Origin of the sequence: Streptomyces sp. 891-h, assembly GCF_022760275.1 — a bacterium.
Classification (GTDB): Bacteria; Actinomycetota; Actinomycetes; order Streptomycetales; family Streptomycetaceae; genus Streptomyces; species Streptomyces spirodelae.
In genome coordinates, this window is the sequence record NZ_CP050693.1 from 1,858,942 (window position 1) to 1,874,847 (window position 15,906).

11 protein-coding genes are annotated in these 15,906 nt (G+C 70.5%); 1 reads left to right on the forward strand and 10 read right to left on the reverse strand.

The genetic code is table 11. The features are described 5' to 3' along the window. Window positions 1-281 precede the first annotated feature (281 nt). The 3 genes from HC362_RS07865 to HC362_RS07875 form a co-directional block, all read right to left on the reverse strand. Complete coding sequence (locus tag HC362_RS07865) at window positions 282-2,819, reverse strand: ATP-binding cassette domain-containing protein (RefSeq protein ID WP_243083197.1); 2,538 nt, start codon at window positions 2,817-2,819, stop codon at window positions 282-284. A 184-nt stretch (window positions 2,820-3,003) separates the two neighbouring features. Further along, complete coding sequence (locus HC362_RS07870) at window positions 3,004-3,759, reverse strand: NUDIX hydrolase (RefSeq protein WP_209267808.1); 756 nt, start codon at window positions 3,757-3,759, stop codon at window positions 3,004-3,006. Between the two features lie 151 nt (window positions 3,760-3,910). After that, window positions 3,911-5,134 carry a DUF4192 domain-containing protein gene (locus HC362_RS07875; protein WP_243083198.1) on the reverse strand — a complete coding sequence of 408 codons (1,224 nt, stop codon included), beginning with the start codon at window positions 5,132-5,134 and terminating at the stop codon, window positions 3,911-3,913. A 139-nt stretch (window positions 5,135-5,273) separates the two neighbouring features. Here HC362_RS07875 and HC362_RS07880 point away from each other — a divergent pair, with 139 nt between their 5' ends. Further along, the gene (locus HC362_RS07880) at window positions 5,274-7,460 is read left to right on the forward strand and encodes a DEAD/DEAH box helicase (protein WP_243083199.1); all 2,187 of its coding nucleotides are present in this window, start codon (window positions 5,274-5,276) and stop codon (window positions 7,458-7,460) included. 131 nt (window positions 7,461-7,591) lie between these two features. On the opposite strand, the gene HC362_RS07885 is transcribed toward HC362_RS07880, so the two are convergent. From HC362_RS07885 to nrdR, 7 genes are all read right to left on the reverse strand, one after another. Further along, window positions 7,592-8,209 carry a hypothetical protein gene (locus HC362_RS07885; protein ID WP_243083200.1) on the reverse strand — a complete coding sequence of 206 codons (618 nt, stop codon included), beginning with the start codon at window positions 8,207-8,209 and terminating at the stop codon, window positions 7,592-7,594. A 113-nt stretch (window positions 8,210-8,322) separates the two neighbouring features. After that, a complete protein-coding gene (locus HC362_RS07890; protein ID WP_243083201.1) occupies window positions 8,323-9,000 on the reverse strand; it encodes a ribonuclease HII in 678 nt (225 codons plus the stop codon). Window positions 9,001-9,189: 189 nt separating this feature from the next. Beyond that, entirely contained in the window at window positions 9,190-10,155 is a 966-nt protein-coding gene (locus HC362_RS07895) for an ADP-ribosylglycohydrolase family protein (protein WP_243083202.1), read from the reverse strand. 12 nt (window positions 10,156-10,167) lie between these two features. Then, window positions 10,168-10,860 carry a histidine phosphatase family protein gene (locus HC362_RS07900; RefSeq protein ID WP_243083203.1) on the reverse strand — a complete coding sequence of 231 codons (693 nt, stop codon included), beginning with the start codon at window positions 10,858-10,860 and terminating at the stop codon, window positions 10,168-10,170. A 15-nt stretch (window positions 10,861-10,875) separates the two neighbouring features. Beyond that, window positions 10,876-11,484 carry a YdbC family protein gene (locus HC362_RS07905; RefSeq protein WP_243083204.1) on the reverse strand — a complete coding sequence of 203 codons (609 nt, stop codon included), beginning with the start codon at window positions 11,482-11,484 and terminating at the stop codon, window positions 10,876-10,878. A 193-nt stretch (window positions 11,485-11,677) separates the two neighbouring features. Further along, window positions 11,678-14,599 (reverse strand): vitamin B12-dependent ribonucleotide reductase, encoded by a 2,922-nt coding sequence (locus HC362_RS07910; RefSeq protein WP_243083205.1) that lies wholly within the window; start codon window positions 14,597-14,599, stop codon window positions 11,678-11,680. Between the two features lie 163 nt (window positions 14,600-14,762). Next, window positions 14,763-15,458, reverse strand: coding sequence for a transcriptional regulator NrdR (gene nrdR / locus HC362_RS07915; protein ID WP_243083206.1), 696 nt, complete (start codon window positions 15,456-15,458; stop codon window positions 14,763-14,765). Between the last annotated feature and the right edge of the window lie 448 nt (window positions 15,459-15,906).

The following is a 15,906-nucleotide window of genomic DNA, read 5'->3' on the forward strand; positions in this document are numbered from 1 at the left end:
GTAGTCACGACCACTTGTGTCGGCCGAGGTCAGCGCGGTCTTGAGGGCTTTGGTGAAAAGCACACGAAAGGGTGATCGCTGGCTTCCTTACAATTGACGCCTTATCGGAAAGAACGGACCACATCACTGGTGGTCAGAGCCATCTGCCGCCCTTGAGCACCGGATTGGGCCCGACGGCATGTGAACAACTGGCGGATTTACGGCGTTTCCGGCGCACGACGGCTCAACCCCGCTCCGCCGTACGGCCGTCCAGACCGTGGAATTCGCGCCCGGGCCGCTCGCTACCGCTGTCTCGGCCGGCCGCGCAGCGATGTGAGGGCGTAGGCGCAGAACAGCACGGTGACCGACAAGGCGAGGGCCCGGCCCACCGGTTGCGAGACGATTCCCACCGCCACGGCGCCCGACTGCTCCGCCGCCGAGGGCCAGGGAAAGAGCAGCAGGGAGCGCAGCCGCTCCGGCAGCCCCTCGAACGACTCGCCCCCGGCCCCGGCAACGGCCGCCTTCCGCACCAGAGGCGCCACCAACGTGGGCACAGCCGCGACGGCGGCCACTCCCAGCACCGTCGATCTGAACACTCCGGCAGCCAGCAGCCCCGCCCAGGCGCACCCCACGCAGAGCGCCAGCACCGCCAAGAACTGCGCCCCCAGCGAGGGCACCGTGATCCCGGCTTCCGGCCCTTCAGGAGAGGAGAGGCTGGTGAGGCTTGCGATGTCGAATGTGTGGTCGGGGAACGAGTAGGCCAGGCTGTCCGCGCCATAGCACAGGGTCAGCGCCGCCGCGTTGCACAGCGCGGTCACCAAGCAGAGGGCCACTGCCGTGGCCGCCGTCACCCCCAGCTTGGCCACCAACAGCCCGAGTCTGCGCGGCACGGGAACATGCGCCGGCACGAGCGCCGGATAGCGGAACTCCTGGCCGAACGCCATGGCCCCCAGCAGCCCCGCCACGACAGCGGCCGGCGGAACGAAGAACGGCGAGCCCGGCGGCCATCCCATGAGCAGTCTCAGTCCGGGCGCACTCCCCGCCGCCGCATCGGCCGTTTCCCCGCCGTCCGTTCCGGCCACCACCAGGGAGATCCCCAGCGCCGAGACCAGCGCCAGAACGATCAGCACCCACGGCGTCCGCACCCCGAACAGCCGCAGCAGTTCGTAGCGCAGCGGTGCCACTGGTCCCGGCCTGCGCACCACGGGCGACTCCGGAAGCAGCGCCCCCGCGCCGCTCCTCGTTCCCCCACTCCTCATCCCCGGGCGGGCGGAAGGCGCGGCACCGGGAACCGACTCCCGCTCGCCCACCGAGGGTTCATCGGCGCCCGAAGGACGACCCCGGTCACGCTTGGAGGACGGCGCGGGAGCGGGATCAGGTGCTACCGGGGCCGATCCGCCGGACGAGAGACCCGTCGCTCGCTGCGACCGGCGCACAGGATCACCAGCCGAGCCCCCGGCAGCGGTCCGTGACTGCTCCTGTCCAGCCGCCACGAGTGCGCCCTCCGGCACCGGGCCGCCCTCGTCCGTCGGCTCCCGCTCCCCCGCCGGGTGCCTCGCCACCGCGGGGTGCGCTTCCGCGCCGCCCGGCCCCGCCTCTGCGCCCTGCTCACCGCCCGCCTCGGGGGCGGTACCGCGTCCCGCTCCGGGGCCGGCCTTCGGCTCCGCTCCAGCGGCTTCCCCACCCCGCACTTGGGTCGCTCCCCCCGTTGAGGAACCACCGGGTGCGGGAACCGAGGCCTGCCCGACAGCGACCTCCCCCTCCCGGGTCGGGGTGTCCCCGCACACCACCTGACTCGCCTCGCCCACACAACTGACCCCCACACCTGCCCCCTTCGCCTGCTCCCCCGTGCTCTCGGCGGCCGTACCGGCCCCCGAGTTGCCCGCCCCCGCGGGCGTCCCCCGTCGGGCGGCTCGTCCGTCCGCCCGGTTCAGCGGCCCGGGACGGGAACCGTCACCGGTGTCCCCGATCTCCTCGGCCAGCCTGTGGACGAGGATTCCGTGCCGGAAGGCGGACTCGCCCACCGCCGCACAGCTGCTCCCGTAGACCGCGACCTTGCTGCCTCCTTCCCGTACCACCTCGAACGCTCCGCTGCTCGACCGCTCCGCACTGCGCGCCTCTTGCGAGAGCACGGCCGCGAATCGCTCCGCGTGTGGCGTCCGGACCGCCACCCGAGGCCGCAGCCGGGTCCTGGAGAAGTCGGCCGCCGCCTGATCGGCAATCAGCCGACCGCGGTCGAGAGAGACCACCCGGTCCGCGGTCCGGGCGGTCTCCCTCGCGTCCCGCGAGGTGACCAGCACCACTCCCCCCTGCTCCGCGAACCCGCGCAGCAATCCGTGCAGCCAACTCGCCTCCCGCGGCGACAACCCCCGCGTCGGCTCGTCCAGCACCAGCGTGTGCGGGTCGCCCAGCAGCGCCGCCGCCATCCCGAGCCTGCGGTCCATCCCGAGCGAGAAGTCCCCGAGCCGCTGGTCGGCCAGCCCGCTGAGCCCCACGACGTCCAGCACCTCATCGGCCCGCTCCACCGGCACGCCTGCCACAGCGGTCAGCATGCGCATATGGCCCCGGGCCGTACGGGCCGGATGACCCGGCACATCGCCGAGCAGGGCACCGATCTCCCGTGCGGGATGCGGGATCCGCTGCACCGGCCGCCCGCGGAAGAGCGCCACGCCACGCCCCGGAACGAGTTGCAGCATCAGCCGCAGCGCCTCGCTCTTCCCCGAACCAGCCCGGCCCAGCAGCACAGTGACCTGGCCGGGGCGCGCCTCGAAGGTGAGGTCGTCGACACGCGGCAGGCGCTTGCGCCGGACCGTGCTGGTGAGTCCGATGGCCTGAATCATCGCTTCTCCCGCAGAACGCGTGGCAGACGCACCACTGCAAGATAACGCGACATTTCCGACTTTCCGGGTAGCCGCTCGGCCAGCCCCCGCCACGAACCGCGCCCCACTGCCCCTCTCGCCTCCGGGGCCCTGCCTCACAGCTCCGGCGCGGCCGCCGCCCGCAGCCCAGGCGCCCGGCCCGGCCTCAGACCTCCGGCCGCAGCATGGGCGGATTGAGCAGCGTGGCCCCTCCGGCCCGGAACAGCTGGGCCGGCCGGCCGCCCTGACGGGTCGTCGTCCCGCCGGTGGGCACCAGGAACCCGGGTGTGCCGGTCACCTTGCGATGGAAGTTGCGCGGATCCAGCGCCACACCCCATACGGCCTCGTAGACCCGCCGCAGCTCCCCCACTGTGAACTCAGGAGGACAGAAGGCGGTGGCGAGCGAGGAGTATTCGATCTTGGACCTCGCCCGTTCCACCCCGTCCCGAAGGATCTGGTCGTGGTCGAAAGCGAGCGGGGCCTGCTGCTCCGCCTCCCATCCCCCTCCATCACCCACGCCCAGCAACGTGTCCGTAGGAGCCCACCGGGCACTGCGCGCGTCTCCGCCCGCGATGGGCGAGGGCAGGTCGGGGGCGAGGACCAGGTAGGCGACGCTGACCACCCGCATCCGGGGGTCCCGCTGCGGTGCGCCGTAGGTGGCGAGCTGTTCCAGATGAGCGCCCGCGTCCTGGTCCTCGAGGGCCTGCGAGCGCAGTCCGGTCTCCTCGGTGAGTTCGCGCGCGGCCGCCGCCTCCAAGTCCTCGTCGCCCCGCACGAAGCCGCCCGGCAGCGCCCACCTGCCCTGATACGGAGGCTCACCCCGGCGTACGACCAGGGCATACAGCGCGTCCTTACGCACGGTGAGCACCACGAGGTCGACAGTGACGGCAAAGGGCGGGAAGGCCGACGGGTCATAGGGCATGGCGCGATCATAGTCGTCTCCTTGACGATAAACAGTCCGTTCCGCAGCAGCACTCGCCCTCCTTCACGCTGTTCGCAATGAGCTGTCCCGCGGTGAGTGACAAGGCCGCTGCCGATGACCGGGCTGCCGCCACGAACGGGTGCGAAGGTCTTCAGCAGCCGGCGTCGTCCGCCGCGTCGTCCGGCTTCTCGCGCTTCCCTTCCGCCTCCTTCAGTCCCTCCTCGTTCCTCAGACACTGGCGCACCAGCTTGGGGTCGAGCCCTTCGTTGCACGCGTGGTGCAGAAGCTGAGCGAAGAGGTAGTCGGGGTCGGTCCGCAGCGCCAGGCCCAGGGCGACGCGGGCCGTCGGCACATCGCCGCCCGACCAGGCGACCCAGCCGGCCAGCGTGAGCAGGGCCGCCGAGTAGCCGAGGTAGGGGCCCGCACAGCGCCGGGCCAAGGCTCGCCACAGTCGCAAGGCCGGCGCCACGTCCGCGCCCTCCATCCACTCCGCCGCCTGGTCCCGGGTCTCCCGGTCCTGGAGGCCGAGGACCGCTGCGGCACATTCGTCGTGGCTGAGCAAACCGTCGTCGTGCGCGTCCTGACCGAGCGTCGTCTCCGCTGTCGGTGAGCACCGCTGGAAGCGTTCCAGCAGTTGCCCGAGGAGAGCCAGGGTCTCGGTCCGCACCTGCGGTCGTCCCTCGACGGACAGCATCCGAGGGCTGAGCTCCGCGCTGACGCTGTCCAGGACCCGAATCTGCTCCTCGGCGAACGGCGGGCCCAGTGGGGTCAGCCGCTTCTCCATCTCGCGCAGCGACCCGTGCATCGGCAGCCCCGCGTACGCGGCGGCGACTGCCATGGCCGAGGTACCGGACTGCGCCAGTGGCCTGCCCTCGGGCGGGCAGCAGCGTGGGTCGGGGCAGCAGTAGGAGAAGTACCTGCCTTCCGAGAGACACAAAGCCTCGTAGACGGGCATCTCCAGTTCCCCGCAGGCACGACGCAGCTGTTGCACGAGGGGGTGCAGCCGTTCCATGACGTCGCGGCCGGAGTGGCCCTCGCCGGGCTCCTGGCAGAGGAAGATCAAAGCGCCGTCGGGCCGGTCGCCCCTGGCGCGTGAGCTGGTTTCCAGGCACTCGGCGATCTGCGGCGCGAAAGCCGCCCAGCCGCTTTCGTCGTCGGGAATTCCGATCCTGAGGCGGCCGCCGAAGCGTCCCCGCTCCCCGTGGAGGGCGACCACGACCAAGGAGTCGTCCGGGTAGAAGCCGAGCAGGTACGGCAGGGCTTCGGCGAGTTCGGAGGGGTCCCGCAGAGAGACGCTGGGCTGCGGGGATGTCTGGTCCGATGAGGACGAAGGGGTCGGTTCGTTGCCGCGTGATTCGCGGTCGTGGTGTGTCATGCCTCGACGGTGGACCAAAGCGCGAATTCGAGGTCGCGAGTTATCCACAGCGAAGCCGACTCATGTTTTTGTCAGATTAATTGTTGGTTATCCACAGCCCGGGTCCTCGGCTGTCGGAGGCATCGGGTTGCATGGACGCATGAGTGACACACAGCTGCGGCAAGAAGCCGACTCGGTGCTCGCCGACCTCGTGGGCGACCGCGAGAGTACGGCCCGGCTGCGCACCGACCAGTGGCGGGCCATCGAGGCGCTGGTCGCGGAGAAGAGAAGGGCGCTGGTCGTCCAGCGCACCGGCTGGGGGAAGTCGGCCGTCTACTTCGTCGCGACCGCTCTCCTGCGCAGGCGCGGAGCGGGTCCGACGGTGATCGTCTCGCCGCTGCTGGCGTTGATGCGCAACCAGGTGGAAGCCGCCGCCCGAGCCGGGATCCACGCCCGCACGATCAATTCCGCCAACCCGGAGGAGTGGCGGACCATCGAGTCCGAGGTGGCCACCGGGCAGGTGGACGTGCTGCTGGTCAGTCCGGAGCGCCTCAACAATCCGGACTTCCGTGATCAGGTGCTGCCCAGCCTCACCGCCTCAACGGGCATGCTCGTCGTGGACGAGGCACACTGCATCTCCGACTGGGGCCACGACTTCCGTCCGGACTACCGCAGGCTGCGCACCATGCTCACCGAACTGCCGACCGGCGTGCCGGTGCTGGCGACAACCGCCACGGCCAACGCACGTGTCACCGCTGATGTCGCCGAACAGCTCGGTACCGGAGGCCCGGCGGGAGGCAGCGGCGAGCAGCGGGGAGCGGCTCTGGTCCTGCGCGGCTCCCTGGACCGGGAGAGTCTGAGCCTCAGCGTCCTGCGGCTGCCGGACGCGCCGCACCGCCTCGCCTGGCTGGGAGAAAACCTCAAGTCGCTGCCGGGGTCGGGCATCATCTACACCCTCACCGTCGCCGCAGCCGAAGAAGTTGCGGCCTTCCTGCGCCAGTGCGGCCATGAGGTGGCCTCGTACACGGGCAGGACGGAGAACGCCGACCGTGAAGCCGCCGAAGCGGATCTGCTCGCCAACCGTGTCAAGGCCCTGGTGGCGACATCAGCACTGGGCATGGGGTTCGACAAACCGGATCTCGGATTCGTCGTACACCTCGGCTCGCCCTCCTCCCCCATCGCCTACTACCAGCAGGTCGGCCGGGCAGGCCGCGGCGTGGACCACGCGGAAGTGCTGTTGCTGCCCGGGCAGGAGGACGAGGCCATCTGGCGGTACTTCGCAAGCCTGGCCTTCCCTCCCGAGGACCAGGTGCGGCGCACCCTCGATGTGCTGGCGGCCTCCAGCGGCCCGATGTCGCTGCCCGCACTGGAGCCCCGGGTCGAGCTGCGCCGTTCCCGGCTGGAGATGATGCTGAAGGTCCTCGATGTGGACGGTGCCGTGCAGCGGGTCAAGGGCGGCTGGATCTCCACGGGCCGGCCGTGGCACTACGACACCGACCGGTACGAGTGGGTCGAACGGCAACGCCAGGCCGAGCAGCGGGCGATGCGCCGCTACGCCGAGACGACCGAATGCCGGATGGAGTACCTCCGGCGTGAGCTGGACGATGAGGCGGCGGCGCCTTGCGGCAGGTGTGACAACTGCGCGGGCAGCCGGTTCGCCCCGCAGGTCGATGAGTCCCTCGTCGTGGCAGCCCGCGGAGAGCTGCGCAGGCCTGGGGTGCGGGTCGAGCCCCGGAAGATGTGGCCCACCGGTATGCAGGCCGTCGGCCTGGAGCTCAAGGGACGCATCCCCGAGCAGCAGCAGGCAGCGCCCGGCCGGGCCCTGGGTCGGCTGTCCGACATCGGTTGGGGCAACCGGCTGCGCCCGCTGCTGTCGGCTCAGGGAGGAGACGGGCCGGTGCCGGACGATGTACTGCACGGCGCAGTGACGGTCCTCGCGGACTGGGCCAAGGGCCCCGGCGGCTGGGCATCGGGGGCACCGGACGCGTCCGATCGACCGGCGGGCATCGTGGCGGTCGATTCCCGAACCCGACCGCAGTTGGTGCGGTCCTTCGCGGAGCGGATCGCGGACGTCGGACGCATCCCACTGCTCGGAGCGGTGGTGTGCGCGGACGAGTTCGGGATGATGAACGCAGCGCGCAGCAATGGCGCCCAACGGCTGCGCGCTGTCCAGGAGGCTCTGCGACTGCCGCCGGAGCTGGCGGAGGCTCTCCCCGCACTTGAGGGCCCGGTGCTGCTGGTGGACGACTACACCGACACGGGCTGGACCCTGGCGGTAGCCGCGCGGTTGCTCCGCCAGGCCGGAGCGAAGGAGGTGCTGCCGCTGGTGCTCGCGACCCAGAACTGAGAGGACGGAATCCGGCGGCACTCATCCCAGGGCGTCTTCCCGGGAGCGATCAGCGGGCGAGTGCCACCGCACCCCTCAATTCCCCGGTGCCGACTCGATGTCGCTGCTCGGAGCTGGCCGAGCTCAGGGACTCAGAGCAGGCCGCGCACCCGGTCCGGGTCGCCGCAGACGATGAGCTGCTCGGTGGCCTTCTCCAGAGCCGCGGGCAGTGCGGCCGCCGCCTCGGGGTCGGTGCCTCCGTTGACGGCGAGCAGCACGATGGGGCGCTGGGTGGTGCGGGCCACGGCGGAGGTGTGGGCGCAGAAGACGTCCTCGGCGTCGGTGAGTTGGCGCCAGTAGGAGTCCTCACCGAAGGAGAGTTCGTGCTCTGCCCACGGGTGGTTGCCCCCGGTGGTCAGCAGCAGGATCTCGCCGGGCGCCCGGCCCTCGTCGAGGAGCTTGTCGACTGTCTCGTCGGCGACCTCCACCGCGGTCGCGTCGGTCGCGGCGACCAGGTGGATCCGGGCCGTGGCGGCCGGGGAGGCGCGCTTCGCCGAGGCCGGTGGATTCCCCTGGCGGGGGTTACCGGGACGGCCGGGGGTGCTGGGGCCTTTGCTGTCGGTGCGCGGCGGCGCGGGGCGCGGCGCCTGACGAGGGCTGGGAACAGGGGCTGCGGTGCGGGATGCCTGCGGAGTTCGGGATGCTCCCGCTGAGGCGCGGGTGCCCGGGACGCTCTCGTAAATCTGTGGCTCCTCGGGAGTGAGAGGCATGAGGTGTTGTCTATCAAATGACGGAAACAGACGTGTCAGCGGGTACGGGTTACGCGGGTATTCCCGCGGAGGAGTTCCGGTACTTCGTGACGGCGCTGTTCGACGGTGCCGGTTCAGAAGAGGCCGATCTGTTCTGGGGGCTCGCTCCTGTAGCGCTTGAGATGCTTCCAGCGGGTCAGGGCGTCCATATATGCCCACGACAGCCGGTGGTGCGGGGTGGGGCCGATCTCCTGCAAGGCGGCCTTGTGCACCGGGGAGGGATACCCGGCGTTGTCCTCGAATCCGAACTCGGCGTGCTCGGGAGCGAGTTCGGCCATCAGGGCGTCGCGCCGCACCTTGGCGATGACCGAGGCGGCGGCGACGGCGACGCACGACTGGTCGCCCTTGATGACGGTGCGCACCTGCCAGGGCGCCCCCAGGTAGTCGTGCTTGCCGTCCAGGATCACGGCGTCCGGGCGCTGGGGCAGACCGTCCAGGGCGCGGATCGCGGCGAGCCGGAGGGCGGCGGTCATGCCGTGTTCGTCGATCTCCTCCGGCGTGGAGTGACCGAGAGAGTAGGCGGTGACCCAGCTGGTCAGTTCTGCTGCGAGCTCGCTGCGACGCGGCTCGGGGATGAGTTTGGAGTCGGTCAGGCCGGCGGGGGGACGGCGTAGGCCCGTGATCGCGGCGCAGACCGTCACGGGTCCCGCCCAGGCTCCACGGCCGACCTCATCCACTCCGGCGACGATCTTGGCGCCGGTGGTGGCGCGGAGCGAACGCTCGACGCGATGGGTTGGAGACTCGTACGGCATGGCAATAACTAGCGTATCCGCTGCGGGGGCGGCGAGTTCAGGGGAGTCCGCAAAAGAGAGCCGAAGACGGTGAAAGAGTCGGGACAAGGCTTCAGTGATCGCGGAAAGGGGTGAATTGGTGACGGAGAGTCCGCGAAAAGGGGAAGCGGGCTGTCGACTTCCGGTTCCATAGGGCTCCGCCGCCAGGGATCAGCCGACCGCACCGAGCAGCCAGGCGGGAAATCCCTCGGTGCGTTCCCGCCATTCCCCGGGGGGAGCCGAGGCGGGGCCGGCGGCCGCCACGATGCCGCCGACGATGGCGCAGGTGGTGTCCACGTCACCGCCCGCGCTCGCCGTGGTCCAGATCGCCGAGCGGTAGTCGCCCAGGTTCCGGGCGGCGGCCCAGAGTGTGAACGGAACGGTGTCCTGGGTGCTGGTGCGGCGGCCGCAGCCGAGGACCGCAGCGACCGTGCCGACATCGGCGTAGTCGAGCAGGTCGGCGGCGCGGCGCAGCCCCGCCTGCACCGCGCTGCGCGGGACGAGTTCCTGGACGCGGGCCAGCAGTTCCTCGGCGCCGAGCGGCGCGGTCGGCCCGTCTTCCCCGGAACCCGGGCCTGGGGTTCCGGCCGCGACGAGCGCTGCTGCGGCGGCGACCGCGCGCGTGCCGGCGACGGCCTCGGGATGCCGGTGGGTGACCTCGGCGGAGCGTTCTGCCTCGTCAGCCGCCCGCTCGGGGTCGCCGGCGAACCAGGCGCCGAGCGGGGCCACCCGCATGGCGCCGCCGTTCCCCCAGGAGCCCTGGCCGTCGAAGAGTGCGGAAGCCAACTCGCGCCAGTCGCCGCCCTCCTGGCGGATCAGGCGCAGCATCCGGTTCACCGCGGGGCCGTAGCCGCGGTCGAAGTCGTGGTGCTCGGCGAAGGAGGCGGCCAGCGCGTCCTGGTCGATATGGCCGTGCGTGGCGAGCACCGCGACCACGGAGGCGGCCATCTCGGTGTCGTCGGTCCACTGCCAGTGGCCGGGTGGCAGCTCCCGGCGGCGCAGATGCGAGAGGTTGGCGGGGACGAAGAACTGGGAGCCCAGGGCATCCCCCACGGCCAGTCCGCGCAGGCAGGCGAGGGCGCGGGAGACCCGCTCACCACGGGCGGGATCGGAGAAAGGATCGGATGGAGCGCTCATGTCGCGACGATGTTAGCCGCGGCCGCCGGTCAGCGGCGGGTTTCGCGGGGAGCGGCTCTCGTACGGGCGGGGGCTCTGCCAGCGTTCGAAGGGCCGGTCGAGGTGGTAGCGGCCTGCCGGGCCCAGCAGCAGCGCGCGGGTCTCACCGTTGCGCGGATTGGAGAGGCATTCGAACTCCTCCACCGTCCAGTGGAACCAGCGCATACAGAACAGCCGCATGGTCAGGCCGTGGGTGACCAGCAGGACGTTCGGTGGGTTGTCGGGCGCCTCGAAGCTGCGCCACAGGCTCTCCAGAAAGGCGCCGACCCGGTCGTAGACGTCGGCGCCGGACTCGCCCTGGGCGAAGCGGTAGAAGAAGTGGCCGTAGGCGTCGCGGTACTTCTTCTGCTGGCGCACGTCCTCGCGGTCCTGCCAGTTGCCCCAGTCCTGCTCGCGCAGCCTGGGCTCCTCGCGCACCCGCATCTGCTCGGGGCCGATACCGAGCGCGGCGAGGGTTTCGCGAGTGCGACGGTAGGGCGACACATAGGCCGAGACCCGTTCCTCGCCGAAGACCTCGCGGAGCCGCTTTCCCGCCTCCTCCGCCTGCCGCAGGCCGCGCTCGGTCAGTGGCAGAGCGTGGTCGGGCACGCGTTCGTAGATGCTGTCGTCGGCGTTTCCCTCCGACTCTCCGTGGCGCAGCAGGACGATACGGCGAGGACGTGCCATGAGCCCCACCCTAGGTCAGACGGTCCAGGACGGCTCCAGATCGATCACGTCCCCGGTGACGCGGAGGATGTCGGCCCCGGTCTGGGCGCGCAGAGCCAGCCGTTCCACGCGCTCCACCCGGTACTTTCCGTATTCGGCGGTGGAGTCCCACATCGAGAGGACCAGGAACTCGTCCTCTGTATGAGCTTGCGCGAATACTCCGCGCAGCATCCCGGGCGAACCCGCCATCGCCGGGTTCCAGACCTTCTCCTGCATCAGCGTGTAGTGGTCGATCCGCTCCGGTCTCACCCGGCAGTGGGCGACGCGCAGCAGGTCGGCGTCCGTGAAGACGGGGCGGAAGCCCGTCTTCACATCGAACCGGTACTCGAAGAGCCTGACCTGCATCTCTTTGTACGTACCGAGCTGGGCGGCGTGCAGCCGGTCGTGCGAGCGCGCCATGAAGGAGTCGTAGAAGGCCCGGCTCTCCCAGAAGCCGAAGAGGTGGACGACGCCCTCCCGGGACCGGCTCCACCCGCCGCCCTGCCCCCGGAAACCGGGCTCGCCGAGCAGGCCCGCCCATTTCCGCTGTGCCCGTGCGAACCCCGGGCGATCGACGACGGTGCAGCGCATCCACTTGACCAGCACCGCGCTATCGTACGGCCATCCAGGTGAACCCCCGTGCCGCACGAGCGCGCCCCGCGGCCCGCACTGGTGTGCCCCGGCTCGCTCAGCCAGGGCACCCACGAACCGGCCGGTGACGGCTCAGCTCCCGGCCCCGCTCACTCATGCATACGTGCCGGGGCGGGAACCGACCGCAGTCGGTTCCCGCCCCGTTGCCTCAGCTGCAGCCGCTGGTCGAGCCGCAGCCCTCGCACAGGTAGCAGCTGCCGGCGCGGCGCATCTTGGTGCCGCAGGAGAAGCACAGGGGGGCGTCGGCGTTGAGGCCGAGCTGCATCTCCATAAGCTCCGTGGAGTTGTGCGCCTCCCTCGGCGCGGGCGCCGCGGCCTCGGGCTCACTGGCCTTCCGCTGCGCGTCCTTGGCGTCCTTGACCTCCTCCTTCGCGGACGACTGGCCGGCCTGTGCCGACTGGCCCGCCTGCTCGGCCTTGGGGGCCGACTGCGCCAGGGCGTCTGCGTCGAACTCCTCCTCCGACGCCTCGTAGGAGCCCGTCTCCAGGTGGCGCTGGCGTTCGGCCGCCGAGTGGATACCGAGCGCCGAACGGGTCTCGAAGGGGAGGAAGTCCAGCGCCAGACGGCGGAAGATGTAGTCGACGATCGACTGCGCCATCCGCACATCGGTGTCGTCGGTCATCCCGGCCGGCTCGAAGCGCATGTTGGTGAACTTCGAGACGTACGTCTCCAGCGGCACGCCGTACTGGAGGCCGACGGAGACGGCGATGGAGAAGGCGTCCATCATGCCCGCGAGGGTGGAGCCCTGCTTGGACATCTTGAGGAAGACCTCACCGAGGCCGTCGTCCGGGTAGGAGTTGGCCGTCATGTAGCCCTCGGCGCCGCCCACCGTGAAGGAGGTGGTGATGCCGGGGCGGCCCTTGGGCAGCCGGCGGCGGACCGGCCGGTACTCGACGACCTTCTCCGGCTCGGGCGCCTCCGCCTTCTTCTCCTCCTTGGCCTTCGCCGACAGCGGCTGGCCGACCTTGCTGTTCTCGACGTAGACGGCCAGCGCCTTGGTGCCCAGCTTCCAGCCCTGGAGGTAGATCTCCTCCACGTCCTCGACGGTGCTGCTGGCGGGCATGTTGACCGTCTTGGAGATGGCGCCGGACAGGAACGGCTGGGCAGCCGCCATCATCCGCACGTGGCCCATCGGGGAGATGGAGCGCTCGCCCATGGCGCAGTCGAAGACCTCGTAGTGCTCGGGCTTGAGGCCGGGCGCGTTCACGACGTTGCCGTGCTCGGCGATGTGCTCGACGATCGCCTCGACCTGCTCGGGCTGGTAGCCGAGGCGCTTGAGGGCCTTGGGGACCGTGTTGTTCACGATCTGCATCGAGCCGCCGCCGACGAGCTTCTTGAACTTGACCAGGGCCAGGTCGGGCTCGACGCCGGTGGTGTCGCAGTCCATCATCAGGCCGATGGTGCCGGTCGGCGCCAGCACCGATGCCTGGGCGTTGCGGAAACCGTTTTTCTTACCGAGCCGCTGGACGTCCTGCCACGCCTCGGTGGCCGCCGCCCACACCGGGGTGTCGAGGTCGTCCATCCGGGTGGCGGCGTCGTTGGCGTGGCCGTGCTGCTTCATGACGCGGCGGTGGGCCTCGGCGTTGCGCGCGTACCCCTCGTAGGGGCCGACCACGGCGGCCAGCTCGGCCGAACGCTTGTAGGAGGTGCCGGTCATCAGGGAGGTGATGGCACCGGCGAGGGCGCGGCCGCCGTCGCTGTCGTAGGCGTGGCCGGTGGCCATCAGCAGGGCGCCGAGGTTGGCGTAGCCGATGCCCAGCTGGCGGAAGGCGCGGGTGGTCTCGCCGATCTTCTCGGTCGGGAAGTCGGCGAAGCAGATGGAGATGTCCATCGCCGTGATGACCAGCTCGGTCACCTTCGCGAAGCGCTCCGCGTCGAAGGACTGGTTGCCCTTGTCGTCGTCGCGCAGGAACTTCATGAGGTTGAGCGACGCCAGATTGCACGAGGAGTTGTCCAGGTGCATGTACTCACTGCACGGGTTGGAGGCGGTGATACGGCCCGTCTCCGGCGAGGTGTGCCAGTGGTTGATGGTGTCGTCGTACTGGATGCCGGGGTCGGCGCAGACGTGGGCTGCCTCGGCCATCTTGCGGAAGAGCTGCCTGGCGTCCACCTCCTCGACCACCTCGCCGGTCATCCGGGCGCGCAGCGCGAACTTGGAGCCGGACTCGACGGCCTTCATGAACTCGTCGTTCACGCGCACCGAGTTGTTGGCGTTCTGGTACTGGACCGAGGCGATGTCCTCGCCGCCCAGGTCCATGTCGAAGCCCGCGTCCCGCAGGGCGCGGATCTTCTCCTCCTCCTTGACCTTGGTGTCGATGAACGCCTCGACGTCCGGGTGGTCGACGTCCAGGACGACCATCTTGGCGGCACGGCGGGTGGCACCGCCCGACTTGATGGTGCCGGCGGAGGCGTCGGCACCGCGCATGAAGGAGACGGGACCGGAGGCGTTGCCGCCCGAGGAGAGGAGTTCCTTGGAGGAGCGGATACGGGAGAGGTTCAGGCCGGCCCCGGAGCCGCCCTTGAAGATCATGCCTTCTTCCTTGTACCAGTCGAGGATCGACTCCATGGAGTCGTCGACGGACAGGATGAAGCAGGCGCTGACCTGCTGGGGCTGCTTGGTTCCGACGTTGAACCACACCGGGGAGTTGAAGGCGAAGATCTGGTGCAGCACGGCGTAGGCCAGCTCGTGCTCGAAGATCTCGGCGTCCGCGGGGGAGGCGAAGTACCCGTGCTTCTCACCGGCCGCGCGGTAGGTCTTCACCACCCGGTCGATCAGCTGCTTGAGGCTGTTCTCCCGCTGCGGGGTCCCCACGGCGCCGCGGAAGTACTTGCTCGTGACGATGTTGACCGCATTCACCGACCAGAAGTCGGGGAATTCGACGCCACGCTGCTCGAAGTTGATCGAGCCGTCGCGCCAGTTGGTCATGACGACGTCGCGGCGCTCCCAGTTCACCTCGTCGTACGGGTGCACTCCGGGGGTCGTGTGGATGCGCTCGATGCGCAGTCCGTTGTTCGCCTTGCTGCCCTTTGCGCGGGAGCCGCGTGCCGGGCCGCTCGTCGTCTCTGTCATTCCGCCTCCCTGTGTGGGGCATAACGCCCCAACATGCCCCGGTTCTTCCCCGAGAACTGTGCCTGTCTGATGACCCGGACACGGTGCGTGCCTGGGCCAGGTCTCTGTGTGTGCCGGGAGCCGCCCCGGCCTGTGGGCCCAGCAGTGCCGGGCCGGCCGCCGCTCAGTCGGCGGCAGCGGTCGCGGGGGCGCCGTCGGCCTCGCCGACCTGCCCTCCGGGGCTCTCGGCCCGGGTTCCACAAACGGCCGACGAGGTCACTCCGGGCCCCGCCTGGGCCTCCCCCTGGGCGCCTCGGCCCTTTGCTGGCCGGACGCCGGCACTCTGACCGGCGCCGGCCTCCTCCCGCCCATCGGCGGTCTCGCCCTCCGGCCCGCCGGCCTCGCCCTGCCGCGCCTCGGGTCCGGCGGCGCGCGGGTGCGCCTCGCGCAGTTCGGCTATCGCGACCTCGAAGTCCTCCAGCGATTCGAACGCCTTGTAGACCGAGGCGAACCGCAGATAGGCGACCAGGTCGAGGTCCTGGAGCGGGCCGAGTATGGCGAGCCCGACGTCATGCGTGGACAACTCCGCGCTTCCGGTGGCCCGGACCGCTTCCTCGACCCGCTGTCCGAGCTGGGCGAGAGCGTCCTCGGTGACGGGGCGACCCTGGCATGCCTTACGGACTCCGGCGATCACCTTGTCCCTGCTGAAGGGCTCGGTGACACCACTCCGTTTGATCACTGTGAGTGACGCATTTTCCACGGTCGTGAAGCGGCGGGAGCAGTGGGGGCACTGGCGCCGCCGCCGGATGGCCGCTCCGTCGTCGGCCGTCCGGCTGTCGACCACGCGGCTGTCGGGGTGCCGGCAGAAGGGGCAGTGCATCGTTTCCACCCTCCCAGGGCTCACAGGGCCCTCACCGTGCATGACAGATCACGCCGCGACACCCCCGTCACAGGGGCCCCTCGACGGGCCACCAGCATAGGCGAAGTCCCCCCGGCGTGAGCACTCGGGGACACAACTTCTGGTGGCGCGCGCTCATCCAACCACTAGATCTGGTAGCCGATGGTCAAGGCGGTCACCAAGCGTGTCGCCCCCCGGCGCGGCCCCCGAGCCTACGCGAAGCGGGGTGGCGGGAGGGCGCCGGGGCACGCCTGCCAGACTGTGCGGGTCAGCGGCAGCGCACCGGTCGAGAGGGCGTGCATCGCGGCGGCAGGCGCCACCCGGCCGCCGGAGGGTGCCACCCGGCCGAGGGCGGCGCCGCGGCACCCGAAAGTGGTGGCGCGGCAGGACTGAAGTTCGGCGATATAAATGATTACGGACAGCGACGGGC

Coding starts and splice junctions, on each gene's coding strand:
- HC362_RS07865 (WP_243083197.1), bottom strand. CDS start 2,819: ATGATTCAGGCCATCGGACTCACCAGCACGGTCCGGCGCAAGCGCCTG.
- HC362_RS07870 (WP_209267808.1), bottom strand. CDS start 3,759: ATGCCCTATGACCCGTCGGCCTTCCCGCCCTTTGCCGTCACTGTCGAC.
- HC362_RS07875 (WP_243083198.1), bottom strand. CDS start 5,134: ATGACACACCACGACCGCGAATCACGCGGCAACGAACCGACCCCTTCG.
- HC362_RS07880 (WP_243083199.1), top strand. CDS start 5,274: ATGAGTGACACACAGCTGCGGCAAGAAGCCGACTCGGTGCTCGCCGAC.
- HC362_RS07885 (WP_243083200.1), bottom strand. CDS start 8,209: ATGCCTCTCACTCCCGAGGAGCCACAGATTTACGAGAGCGTCCCGGGC.
- HC362_RS07890 (WP_243083201.1), bottom strand. CDS start 9,000: ATGCCGTACGAGTCTCCAACCCATCGCGTCGAGCGTTCGCTCCGCGCC.
- HC362_RS07895 (WP_243083202.1), bottom strand. CDS start 10,155: ATGAGCGCTCCATCCGATCCTTTCTCCGATCCCGCCCGTGGTGAGCGG.
- HC362_RS07900 (WP_243083203.1), bottom strand. CDS start 10,860: ATGGCACGTCCTCGCCGTATCGTCCTGCTGCGCCACGGAGAGTCGGAG.
- HC362_RS07910 (WP_243083205.1), bottom strand. CDS start 14,599: ATGACAGAGACGACGAGCGGCCCGGCACGCGGCTCCCGCGCAAAGGGC.
- nrdR (WP_243083206.1), bottom strand. CDS start 15,458: ATGCACTGCCCCTTCTGCCGGCACCCCGACAGCCGCGTGGTCGACAGC.